Here is an 11809-nt window from a genome sequence, read left to right as displayed (position 1 = left end):
TATCTCACCTACTAATTATTGATATCTTTCGAAAGAAACTTATATATCAATACTTTCAGAATATCCCAAAACTGCTTTCCTCTGTGTAGGAAACCTATTAAGTTTCTGCCTGTAACAGAGTGTGTCATATTCACTTCTACTTCTTTTATTTTGTATCCTTTTTTTAATAGATCTATTGTCATCCCAACTTCTATTCCAAAACCTTTATAAAAAGTTTTTAAACTCTCTAAAACATTTTTTTTAAAAGCCCTCTGGCCTGACAATACAGATTCAATTTCATATCCAGTAAAATATTTTACTCCTTTTCTAGCTAAAGTTTTAACAAAGCCAAATCCAGCTTTTACATTTGTTTTGGGAAACTTTGCAATTGTAACATCTGCTTCTCCCTCAAGGACAGGCAATATAAGTTTTTTGACTTCTCGCGACGAAAGCCCTACATCAGCATCTAGAAAAACTACAACGTCATTTTTTACATATTTTAAACCTTCCTTTAAAGCTGTTCCTTTACCAACATTTCTCTTCATATTGACTATTTTCGCACCTGCTTTTTTTGACTTTTCAGCAGTATTATCAGTTGAGCCATCGTTTATTACGATAACTTCATCGACTTCTTCAACATCTTTTAGTCCTTTTATGGTATCAATTATTCTCTCTTCTTCATTGTAAGCAGGTATTAGTACACTAACTTTTTTATCCATCTATCCACCCTCACTTTTTAGAATTAGCAGTGGAAGTATGATTAGAATTGTCAGACTTTATAAAAGAATCCGGCATTAAACTCATTGCACTTGCCTTCACTCCATAATTGCCTTCTTTACCCTCCATTACCATTATAAGTGACGTTTGACCTATTATATCTTCTACATTGTCTATTGTGGAAATATGCTGTTTTTTATAAGCATCAATATAGGAATATTTAGCATCGCTTTGTTCAACACCTATAATAGGAACATTGAGTAATTTCGCTTGTTTTATTATTGGAATATCTATAGAAGCTACATTATTATCTTCATTATTACTTCCTCCAGCTATAATCACAAAATCTGTATTACCTGCAATCCCCGTAAAATCAATATAACCATTTGCCTTTAAATAATTAATAAGATCCACATCCTGACCAGTTACAATCGCATTAGCTAATTTCGAAGCTACGAATTCGTTCAGGTGTTTTTCATCTAGTGTAACTTCATATTTGTTAGAAAGGAAATTGATTAAATTTTCTACTTCCAATTCATTACCAGTATTAAAACTGTTTTTTATAACAGTAATTGACTCAATCGTGGCTCCTGCTTTTAAAAGAGCGTTCCTCATGCCAGAATATATAAATTCGTTAGTAGTTTCAATAATTGCTACTTTAACTCCACTTAACTTATTATCTATTAACTCAGGAAAAATAATTTGATGAAACTGATTGTAATACCCTATCCTTTTATTTAATTCTTGAATAGTGGTTTTCAGATTATCATTTTCTGTTTGTAAATCTTTGAACTTTTGTTCTAATTCGTTTATAATTGCAGTTTGTTGCTCCGAAAAAACCTTTTGGCCATCTAACATAAAGCCTATAAAAATGCCAATTCCTAAAGCAACAAAAATAGAAGCAATTGTTAAAACATAGTATTTAATATTTATATTCATAAAAATCCTCCTCAAAATCCAATTAAAAGACGAATTCTAAGTTGTAATAATTTCAACAGCTGCTGCATAGGTGGAGAAAAATACGCTATTACTCCCAGAGGAATCAACGCTGCCAGTATAATGCTTAATATATAAGAAATTTTAAAATTTTCCCTGTACAGCTTATTTACTCCTTTGGCATCGATTAATTTTTCTCCCACTTTTAATCGCACTAAAAAAGTGCTGGACATTCCTTTTCTCCCTTTTTCCAGAAAATCAATCATACTGGAATGGGTCCCTACAGCAACAATTAAGTCAGCACCTTTTTCAAATGCCAACAGCATAGCTATATCTTCACTTGTACCCGGTGCCTTAAAAATTTCTGCTTTAAGGCCTAATGCCTTTACTCTATCTAAGCCCGGTGCTCTTCCGTTGGGATAAGCATGAACTACGATTTCGCGAGCCTTTTTTAAAGCCTCATCACTTACACTGTCCATATCACCAATGACTATATCAGGTACAAGACCAAACTCTAAAAGAGCATCTGCCCCTCCATCTACTCCTATTAAAATAGGTTTTACATCGTTTATATACTGTTTTATTGTAAATAAGTCTTCTTTGTAATCCTTTCCTCTAACAACTACAAGAGCATGTCGATTCTTAAAACGAGTTTTAACATTTGGTAATTCAACTCCCCCTAGAATAAAATATTTTTCTTTCTTGGCATATTCCAATGTATTTTCAATGAATTTATCTAATTCAACACCTATGTTTTCACGACTTTCCTGCAATTTATAGTTTATAACGTCTTTTGTGAGAAGTTTTCCTCTTTTTATAAGCACACCGTCTTTATATATTTCATTATCAATTATAGTTATTTTGTCATTTTCTTTCAATAAATCAAAAATGTCTTTTCCTACATCGTCAATAATTGGAATTCCTGCCTCACATAAGATGGAAGGTCCCATGTTAGGATATCTACCGCTTATAGATTTATCAGCATTTATGACTGCCAAAGCTTTTTTCTCTACTAAAGATTCAGCAGCCACTTCATCTATATCTCTATGATCAATTATAGCTATTTCTCCAGGATTTAATCTTTTCACTAAATTTTTAGTTCTTTTATCCATTTTCACTGTTCCTGTTATTTGCATACAAGTTTCCTCCATAAAGTAACATCGTTTATTATTATAGCATAAAAAATTTTTACAGGAAATAAAAAAGTCATTTTATTCAGTTACATGAAAATCCTTCCACTTGTTGAATCCTCAACAAATAGAAGGATTTTTGGCTCTACTTTTATGTTTTATCATATTTTTAAATGAGAGCTAAAAAAAGAAAAAGCAGGTATCTGCTCTTTTACCCTGCTTTCATTCCCAACCTCAATTTATCAGCAATAAGCGCAATGAACTCAGAATTTGTTGGTTTACCTTTTTCGTCATTTATAGTATATCCAAAAAGTTCATTTAAAACTTCAGTTTTGCCCCTACTCCAAGCGACCTCTATTGCATGCCTTATAGCTCTTTCTACTCTGCTGGGAGTAGTATTGTACTTTTCCGCTATTTTAGGATATAACATTTTGGTTACAGAATTCAAGTACTCCATATTGCTTATAACAAGAGAAATAGCATCTCTTAGATACATATAACCCTTTATATGAGCTGGTACTCCTACCTCATGAATAATTTCTGTAATCATCGCTTCAAGGTCATAATTTTTCTTTGCCTTTACCACAGGAAAAACAGTCTTTGATACTACATCTAACTCAGGTTCCATAATTTCAGAAATCCTTTTTGATAGCATAGCTAAATCAAACGGCTTTAAAATATAATAATCGGCTCCTAAGGCAATAGCTCGTTGAGTTATTTTTTCTTGGCCAACAGCAGATAAAACTAAAATTTTAGGCTTTTTTAATTGTTCCTCATTTATCTTTTCCAAAACACCAATACCGTCTAAATATGGCATTATAATATCTAAAATTAACAAATCCGGCGAATGATCTTTGATTAATTCAATTGCTTGGTTGCCATCATTGGCAACACCTACCACTTCAATATTTTCTTGGGTAGATAAATACTCAGCTAAAATAGTAGCAAACTCTTTGTTATCATCCGCTATTCCTACTCTAACTTTCTTAACCAATTATTTAACCTCCCATTGCTAATATTAGTATAATATTTATTATTCTACATAATATATGAATTTCCTTCTTTTTCCCGAAAAATTTTAATTATTTGTAAAGACCTGTTTATTATTAAGTAGATTATTCATTTCCCTCATCATCCATTCTGCATAAACAGCATAACCTTTTGTTGGGTCATTAACAAAAACGTGAGTAACTGCTCCAACCAGTTTCCCATTTTGTATAATAGGGCTACCGCTCATACCTTGTATTATGCCTCCAGTCTTTTTTAATAAATTCTTGTCAACAATCTTAATTATCATGCTTTTAGAACTAGGAGTTTCTTGATATACTTTTTTGATAATTTCAATATCAAATTCCTGTATACCTGTACCATCAATGGTAGCTAATATTTTCGCTGGTCCTTCTTTTATTTGGCTTTGATATGCTATAGGAATCTCTCCATACAAATCATTATTAAAATCTTTATACATATTCCCATAAATTCCAAATTCAGTATTTTTGAGTATATTACCGATTGTATCAACTTCTTCTAAAAAAATCCCTTTTAATTCCCCCGGCCTACTTCTTCTTCCCTGGTCAATAGAAGTAATTCGAGAATTCATAATCTCACCGTTTTCTACTGATAACATGTGCCCAGTGTCTACATCAGTTATAGCATGGCCTAAAGCTCCATATATCTTTGTCGTAGGATAATAAAAGGTTAAGGTTCCTATACCAGCAGTGTGATCTCTTACCCAAAGACCTATTCTGTATTGTTTATCCTCTTTTGATTTTACAGGACAAATACTAGTATAAAAAATGTGGTTTTTCCTGTTTATTTTTAATTTTAAAGCTTTTCCCTTTAATTTATTTGCAATGTTAGTAATGTCTTCTGCACGTTTTATTTCCTTACCGTTGACCTCTAATATTATATCTCCTATCTGTATTTTTCCTTGTTTATAAGGACTATAAATTTTACTATCCTCTCCCATTATATCTGAATAACCTACTACTAATACGCCTTTTGTGTTTAGCTTAACCCCTATTGCTTGACCACCTGGAACTACTTTTGTAGGCGGAACAATATCGACACTAATATGTTTTATAGGAAATATTCCAAATAGCTTAAAATCCAAATTTACTGTACCGGTGTTTACAGCTTCTATTGTAATTGGTTTTTTTAAATTTAAAACATTTTTACCTTCTGTATCATTAATTTTCAAAAAACCTTTTTTATCAGCCTGAAAACTTACTTTTATTGGTATATTAAAGTTATAATTGACTTTTTCCCCTTGAAAAAATTTAAAACTTGAGGGGGTTTTTGCTATATCTTGTATAGGAGTAAAATAGTTTGCAAATACTAAAAAAAAGCTTAAGGATATAAAAAGTAACAACTTTACTGTATTTTTTGGCATTTTCTCACTTCCTTTTTTGTGGCTTATTTAATCTAAAATTAACTTAACCTTTTTTAAAGTTTTATATACTGTCAATATATTAGCCGATAGTAAAAGGAAGTGAGGTCAAACCAAAATATTAAATTTTGCTTTTAAATTGAGATGCAATATCTAGTAATTCTTTTGAATGGTCTAAAGTAGTCTGAGTAACACGGGAGCCTCCCATAATACGGGCTAATTCATTTATTTTTCCTTGATAATCAAGTTTTTCCACATTAATATAAGTCCTTTCCTTTCTTTCTATTTTGGAAATTCGATAATGAGTATCTGCCATAGAAGCAATTTGAGGTAGGTGAGTAACACAGATCAATTGATGTTTTTTAGAAAGATATGCCATTTTTTCCGCCACTAATTGGGCAGTTTTTCCGCTTATTCCCGTATCAACTTCGTCGAAAATCAAAGTAGAAATTCCATCTGCCGAAGCAAGAATAGTTTTTAATGCCAGCATAATTCTTGAAAGTTCACCACCAGAAGCAATTTTAGATAAAGGCTTTAGAGGCTCTCCTCTATTTGTAGAGATTAAAAATTCAATCTTATCAAATCCAGTTTCAGTAGGTTCTCCCATTTTTTCTATATTCACCTTAAAATAAGCATTTGGCATATTAAGTTCAACTAAAATTTGATTTATATTTTTTTCTATATTTTCTGCCATTTGCTTCCTTTTGAGATGTAATGCTTCACCAACTTCTAAAATTTTTTCCCATAATTTTTGTTGCTTAAGCTTTAATTCTTGCTGCTTTTCTTCAAAATTTAATATATCCTCTAATTCCCTTTTTTTATTTTCTTTAAATTCTAAAATCTGCTGTATTGTAGGTCCATATTTTCTTTTCAAGAAATTTATTTGATCTAATCGCATTTCAATTTCCTCTAAACTTTGCTGGTTAAAATCTAAGCCTTTCAAGTAATCCCGTATCTGCAAAGCACAGTCTTCTAATTCATATAGGATATTCTCCAATTTATCTTTCAAAATTTTTAACTTTTCATCTATAGTAAGAGCAGTTTCTAAATTTTTAATTGCAACATGTAAATTATCTAAAACAGAAAAGCTCCCACTACCTTCGTACAAAATTTTGTAACTAGAATTCATAGCGGTGAATAATTTTTCGAAATTTAATAATAAATTTCTTTTTTCTAACAACTGACTTTCTTCTTCTACGCTTAAAGTTGCCCTTTCAATCTCTTCAATTTGATATTTCAAAAGCTCAATTGTTTCATTTTTTTCTTTCTCATCTTTAAAAAAACTTGAAATCTCTTTTTGTATCCTGTTGTATTCTTTTAATAGCTCCTTAAATTTTTCTCTTAAAGCTTTAAACTCCTCATCCCCAAAGTTATCTAAGATAAAAAGATGTTTAGTATTGTCTAAAAGAAACTGATGCTCATGTTGGCCTAAAATATCTACTAAGAAAGCTCCTATTTTACTCAAAAAAGAAAGAGGCACTATTCTGCCATTTATTCTACAATAACTTCTTCCGTTTTTTGTAATTTCCCTATTTATTATTAAAGTGTCATCCTCTTCTAACTCCAAACCTATTTCTTCTAAAATTTCTACAATTTTATCTTTATTGGAATCCACAAAAAATACGCCCTCTACAATAGCTTTTTCTTCACCTGTGCGTATTATCTCTTTGCTGCCCCGACCGCCTAAAAGCAGCAAGACCGAATCAATAACTATAGATTTGCCTGCTCCTGTCTCACCAGTTAATACATTGAATCCTTCCTCAAATTGCAACTCTGCCTTGTCAATTAATGCAACGTTTTGAATGCTAAGTGCTAAAAGCATAGCAAAACCCCCAGAAATCACTTAATTAACTTTTTGAATTTCTCCAACAACTCTTGAAGAGCTTCTTCATTTCTCGCTAAAACAAAAATAGTATTATCTCCTGCTAATGTGCCAACTATATTATTCCAATTTAATGTGTCGATAGCTTCTGCTGCTGCAGAAGCTGTGCCTGATAACGTTTTTATAACTATGATATTTCCTGCATAATCAACACTAATTATAGACTCAGACAATAGAGTCATTAGCCTATCTGTGATATGGCTGTCTACTTTTCCCATCGGTGCGTATTTATATCTTTTCCCATCTTCTGTTAACACTTTTATAAGTCTTAATTCTTTTATATCTCTTGACACAGTAGCCTGAGTTACATCAATACCTTGCTTTTGAAGTTCAGCTGCTAGCTCTTCCTGTGTTTCAATTTCTTTTTCAGAGATTATTTCAAGAATTTTAGCGTGCCGAGCTATTTTCATCATATTAGCCATCACCTCATTTTATCTTTCTGTAAGTTTGTCCCTCAACAAATCAAAAAAATTGGTATTTTTTACTTTTATAAGATTGGTATATTCATTGCTCTTTTTAATGTAAATTATATCTCTATAATCAAGTTTAAATCCCTGTTGCCCGTCGGTTGTTATCATTAAATCGTGATTTTCTTCGCTTATTTCCAATCTTATAACATCCTCTGGTAAAACTATTATAGACCTTGAATACAAAGTATGAGGGCAGATGGGTGTTATTATTATAACTTCAACAGTAGGATATACAATAGGTCCGCCCGCCGAAAGCGAATAAGCAGTTGAACCAGTAGGAGTTGCAATTATTACTCCATCTGCTAAATAGGTATCTACGTAATTGTTATTTACATAGGCATTTATGCGAGCCATTCTTGAAAAAGCTCCTCTTGTAATAACAATATCATTTAAAGCTCTAAAATTAATGATTTCCATATCATTTTTAACTATATTTGCTTCCAGCATCATCCTTTTTTCGACTGTATATTCTCCCTTATATATTTTATCTAAAGAAATAAACGCCTCATTCATGTCTACCTCTGTAAGAAATCCAAGGTGACCCAAATTTACGGCAAAAATAGGCGTGCCAAAAGGTGCACAAAGCCTCGCTACATTTAAAATAGTGCCATCTCCTCCTAGTGCAATTATAAAATCGGACTTACTATATATATCTGTGGATTTTTTACCGTATTTATCATAACCCATTTTAGAAGCAACTATTTCGTTAAGATATGGCTCAGAATCATGCTCCAGTAGCCATTTTACAATGGATTTAGTTACTTCTAAGTCTTTATCTTTATTAATATTGGGAATAACACCGACTTTTTTCATCATAATATCACCACATTTATCATATTCTACAAAAAAACAAATTTTCCTGCTAAATATTTTATTTGTTCAAAGTTTTAAAAGCCTCTTCTATAATTTTCGCAATGTCAAAGTTGAATTGATTTTTAATTTCTTTTTTACCGCAAATTAAATATTCTATATTGCCTTCTGCACCCTTTATAGGAGAATAGGTAATGCCTATTATACCGTAATTATATTTTTGAAACAAGGTCACAATTTTTTCAATCACTTCTTTATGAACAGCGGGATCTTTTACAACACCTTTTTTGCCTACTTTTTCTCTCCCCGCTTCAAATTGCGGCTTTATTAAAGCTATCAAGTCTCCCTCTGATTTTAAAAATTTATCTGCAGAAGGTATTACAAGTTCAAGGGAAATAAAGGAAACGTCTATTGTGATTATATCCACTATTTCAGGCAATGTCTTTAAAAATCTTATATTAGTCTTTTCCATATTTATAACCCGAGGGTCATTTCTTAAACTCCAATCCAATTGCCCGTATCCTACATCTACAGCATATACTCTTATAGCACCATGTTTCAAAAGGCAGTCAGTAAAACCTCCTGTAGAAGCTCCAATGTCTAAGGCAATCTTCCCAGTCACATCAATATTAAAAGTTTCTATCGCTTTTTGTAACTTTAGTCCACCCCTACTTACATAAGGTAAAGAGTTAGTTTTTACCTCGATTGAAGAATCTATGTTGACAAACTCTCCAGCTTTTTCAATTTTCTTGCCATCAACATATACTTCTCCTGCCATAATAGAAGCTTTTGCTTTTTCTCTTGAAGAGAAAAAACCTTTTTGAACTAGTAAAACATCCAATCTTTCTTTTTTTGACGCCATATTTACCTCATTTCCTTATATTTTTGTAGTATAGTATTTGCGATAGACTCGGCATCCAAATTGTATTTTTTAAACAAACTTTCCACATCTCCCTGTTCAATAAATTTATCAGGAAATCCCAAACGTAAAACTGGCTTATGTATTCCGGTAGAATTCAAAAGCTCTAGTATAGCACTTCCAACGCCACCCACTATTACATTGTCTTCCACTGTAACAATAAATTTAACTTTGTTTGAAATATCCAAAATTAGCTCTTCATCTAAAGGTTTGACAAATCTCAAATTAACAATAAATGGTTGCAAATCAGAGGCTTTTAAAATTTCTTTCGCCTTTAATGCCTTTTCTACCATTCTTCCTAATGCAAAAATCGCTATCTCTTTTCCTTCACAAACCAATTCTGCCTTTCCAAACTCTATACTGCATTCTCTTGTAATATCAAATTTTCCTGCTTTTCCTCTTGGATACCTTATAGCAACAGGAAAGTCAAGATTTCTTGATAATTTAATCATTTCAACCAATTCATTTGCGTCTTTTGGAGACATAATCGCTATATTAGGAATTGGCCTTAAATAAGATAAATCAAAAACTCCTTGATGGGTTTCTCCATCTTCCCCTACAATCCCTGCTCTGTCAATTGCAAAAACAACAGGCAATTTTTGTATACATACATCGTGGATAATCTGGTCATAAGCCCTTTGCAAAAAAGTAGAATACACTGCAAAGTAAGGCTTATATCCCTGCACTGCCATTCCTGCTGCAAAGGTAGTAGCGTGTTGCTCTGCTATTCCAACATCAAAAAATCTTTCAGGTATTAATTTTGCAAAATGAGTAAGTCCTGTTCCTTCTGGCATGGCAGCAGTTATTGCAACAATTTCGTCATCTTTTAATGCCATTTCAGTGAGAGTCTTTCCAAATACGTCAGAATAAGTCTCCTGTTCCTCATTTACAAACTTCCCCGTTTGTATGTCAAAAGGAGCTGCAGAATGGAATTTCTCTGGAAATTTTTCTGCAAATTTGTATCCCTTACCTTTTTTGGTAACAACATGTATTAAAATAGGTCCTTTCATTCTTTTTGCTCTTTCTAAAACCTCTATAAGGCCTCCAACATCATGTCCGTCAATAGGTCCTAAATATGTAAAACCCATCTCTTCAAAAAACATTCCCGGCACTACTAACTGTTTTACAGAATCTTTTATCTTTTCGAGGTATTTATGCAGACTTTTCCCAATTGGAGGCACAATATTGAGTAAATTATCAACTTCTTGTTTTAATTTATTATAAGTAGGATCTGTTCTTAGCTTGCTTAAATACAAAGATAAACTGCCCACGTTTTCAGAAATCGACATTTCATTGTGATTTAATACAACAATCAAATTTGTCTCAGACCTTCCTGCATCGTTTAATGCCTCAAGAGCCATACCACCAGTTAAAGCTCCATCCCCAATTACTGCTACTACAGAGTATTTTTCACCCTTCAAATCTCTTGCCTTGGCTATACCTAATGCTGCAGATATAGAGGTACTGCTGTGACCAGCTCCAAATACATCGTGCACGCTTTCTGTCCTTTTAGTAAAGCCAGAAAGGCCATTGAATTTTCTCAAAGTGTCAAATTGGTCTTTCCTTCCCGTAAGCATTTTATGTACGTAGCATTGGTGCCCAACATCCCAAATTATTTTGTCAACTGGAGAATCAAAAACATAATGAAGTGCAATAGTAAGTTCAACAATTCCAAGGTTTGATGCTAAGTGGCCACCCGTTTTAGACACCTTTTCTATTAAAAATTGGCGTATTTCTCTGCAAAGCAGGAGAAAATCCTTCTTGTCTAATTTTTTTAGATCATAAGGGCTATCAATTTGTTCAAGCATTTAAAGACCCTCACTTTCTTTTCTTCCTTTTATTATTCTTAAAATCTGGCAAAATCTTTATACCTGTTTTTTTTTCAATCCACGCCAGCATCACAGCAACTCCATACACGATAGACTGACTTTTAGCTATACCTATGTTCTTCCCCACAGCCTTTCCTCCAATGGTAATGGCAGATAATAGACCTCCTAAAATTGCAGTATAAATAGAGCCTTTAGCTCCCTCAAAAGTAAATTTTACAATTATCGCCATCAGAGCAGCCCCAGATACAATCCCGGAAATATCTCCCACAACGTCATTGCAAAAATTAGCTACTATATTAGCATTTCTGAGAAGTTTTATGCCTTCCTTTGCCCCAAATACTTTTTTAGCTGCCATTGCATGAAAGGGTTCTTCTCTGCCTGAAATCACTGCTGTACCTATTACATCAAAAATTATACCAATTAACACTATAAAACCAAGAACGCAAAAGGCTACAATGAGATTGCTTTCTTTCAATGCAACATCAGAAAAAAAATTTAATATGGTAGCAAGAAAAAAGGTTATAATAGATATATGTAAAATCCATTTATAATCCATATTTATGCTTTTGTTTTTCATAATAAAAAAAGAACCTCCTATGGTATATGTAGGCAAAGTGGTAGCATATTGAGTAAACTTTGCGGCTTAGGTCCAGTAGGATTTCCCAAGCAGGCACTGAACGTCACCGTTCAGCGGTTCCCCTTTAAGCCCGCTTTTACCTTGTTGCCAAAGGTAAGACTGGATTGCCAC

At 32.6% G+C, this 11809-nt stretch carries 11 protein-coding genes; all 11 read right to left on the bottom strand.

Annotated elements, in window-relative coordinates; genetic code table 11:
- Positions 1–11: 11 nt before the first annotated feature.
- Positions 12–698 carry a glycosyltransferase family 2 protein gene (locus TMATH_RS05760; protein WP_013150281.1) on the bottom strand — a complete coding sequence of 229 codons (687 nt, stop codon included), beginning with the start codon at positions 696–698 and terminating at the stop codon, positions 12–14.
- Between the two features lie 10 nt (positions 699–708).
- A complete protein-coding gene (locus TMATH_RS05755) occupies positions 709–1635 on the bottom strand; it encodes a copper transporter (RefSeq protein WP_013150280.1) in 927 nt (308 codons plus the stop codon).
- A gap of 11 nt (positions 1636–1646) precedes the next feature.
- On the bottom strand, positions 1647–2768 hold the full coding sequence (gene steA, locus TMATH_RS05750) for a putative cytokinetic ring protein SteA (RefSeq protein ID WP_013150279.1): 1122 nt from the start codon (positions 2766–2768) through the stop codon (positions 1647–1649).
- A gap of 205 nt (positions 2769–2973) precedes the next feature.
- Positions 2974–3756: a sporulation transcription factor Spo0A gene (spo0A, locus tag TMATH_RS05745; protein ID WP_012995164.1), complete on the bottom strand. Its 783-nt coding sequence runs from the start codon at positions 3754–3756 to the stop codon at positions 2974–2976.
- Between the two features lie 84 nt (positions 3757–3840).
- Positions 3841–5154 carry a SpoIVB peptidase gene (gene spoIVB / locus TMATH_RS05740; protein ID WP_013150278.1) on the bottom strand — a complete coding sequence of 438 codons (1314 nt, stop codon included), beginning with the start codon at positions 5152–5154 and terminating at the stop codon, positions 3841–3843.
- Positions 5155–5272: 118 nt separating this feature from the next.
- Entirely contained in the window at positions 5273–6973 is a 1701-nt protein-coding gene (recN, locus tag TMATH_RS05735; RefSeq protein WP_013150277.1) for a DNA repair protein RecN, read from the bottom strand.
- 17 nt (positions 6974–6990) lie between these two features.
- Positions 6991–7446 carry an arginine repressor gene (locus tag TMATH_RS05730; protein WP_013150276.1) on the bottom strand — a complete coding sequence of 152 codons (456 nt, stop codon included), beginning with the start codon at positions 7444–7446 and terminating at the stop codon, positions 6991–6993.
- A gap of 18 nt (positions 7447–7464) precedes the next feature.
- Positions 7465–8316, bottom strand: a complete 852-nt coding sequence (locus tag TMATH_RS05725) for an NAD(+)/NADH kinase (RefSeq protein WP_028991927.1) — start codon at positions 8314–8316, stop codon at positions 7465–7467.
- 58 nt (positions 8317–8374) lie between these two features.
- Entirely contained in the window at positions 8375–9175 is an 801-nt protein-coding gene (locus TMATH_RS05720; RefSeq protein WP_013150275.1) for a TlyA family RNA methyltransferase, read from the bottom strand.
- Between the two features lie 2 nt (positions 9176–9177).
- On the bottom strand, positions 9178–11040 hold the full coding sequence (gene dxs / locus TMATH_RS05715) for a 1-deoxy-D-xylulose-5-phosphate synthase (RefSeq protein ID WP_013150274.1): 1863 nt from the start codon (positions 11038–11040) through the stop codon (positions 9178–9180).
- 10 nt (positions 11041–11050) lie between these two features.
- The gene (locus TMATH_RS05710; RefSeq protein ID WP_012995157.1) at positions 11051–11638 is read right to left on the bottom strand and encodes a hypothetical protein; all 588 of its coding nucleotides are present in this window, start codon (positions 11636–11638) and stop codon (positions 11051–11053) included.
- Positions 11639–11809 lie beyond the last annotated feature (171 nt).

Origin of the sequence: Thermoanaerobacter mathranii subsp. mathranii str. A3 (genome assembly GCF_000092965.1) — a bacterium.
In the GTDB taxonomy this organism is placed as follows: Bacteria; Bacillota; Thermoanaerobacteria; order Thermoanaerobacterales; family Thermoanaerobacteraceae; genus Thermoanaerobacter; species Thermoanaerobacter thermocopriae.
This window is presented reverse-complemented; position numbering and strand designations above follow the sequence as displayed.

Excerpts from the sequence above, each read along its gene's own strand:
- TMATH_RS05725 (WP_028991927.1), bottom strand. The coding sequence starts at position 8,316 with ATGAAAAAAGTCGGTGTTATTCCCAATATTAATAAAGATAAAGACTTA.
- TMATH_RS05755 (WP_013150280.1), bottom strand. The coding sequence starts at position 1,635 with ATGAATATAAATATTAAATACTATGTTTTAACAATTGCTTCTATTTTT.
- dxs (WP_013150274.1), bottom strand. The coding sequence starts at position 11,040 with ATGCTTGAACAAATTGATAGCCCTTATGATCTAAAAAAATTAGACAAG.
- recN (WP_013150277.1), bottom strand. The coding sequence starts at position 6,973 with ATGCTTTTAGCACTTAGCATTCAAAACGTTGCATTAATTGACAAGGCA.
- steA (WP_013150279.1), bottom strand. The coding sequence starts at position 2,768 with ATGCAAATAACAGGAACAGTGAAAATGGATAAAAGAACTAAAAATTTA.
- TMATH_RS05730 (WP_013150276.1), bottom strand. The coding sequence starts at position 7,446 with ATGATGAAAATAGCTCGGCACGCTAAAATTCTTGAAATAATCTCTGAA.
- spoIVB (WP_013150278.1), bottom strand. The coding sequence starts at position 5,154 with ATGCCAAAAAATACAGTAAAGTTGTTACTTTTTATATCCTTAAGCTTT.
- TMATH_RS05720 (WP_013150275.1), bottom strand. The coding sequence starts at position 9,175 with ATGGCGTCAAAAAAAGAAAGATTGGATGTTTTACTAGTTCAAAAAGGT.
- TMATH_RS05760 (WP_013150281.1), bottom strand. The coding sequence starts at position 698 with ATGGATAAAAAAGTTAGTGTACTAATACCTGCTTACAATGAAGAAGAG.
- TMATH_RS05710 (WP_012995157.1), bottom strand. The coding sequence starts at position 11,638 with ATGAAAAACAAAAGCATAAATATGGATTATAAATGGATTTTACATATA.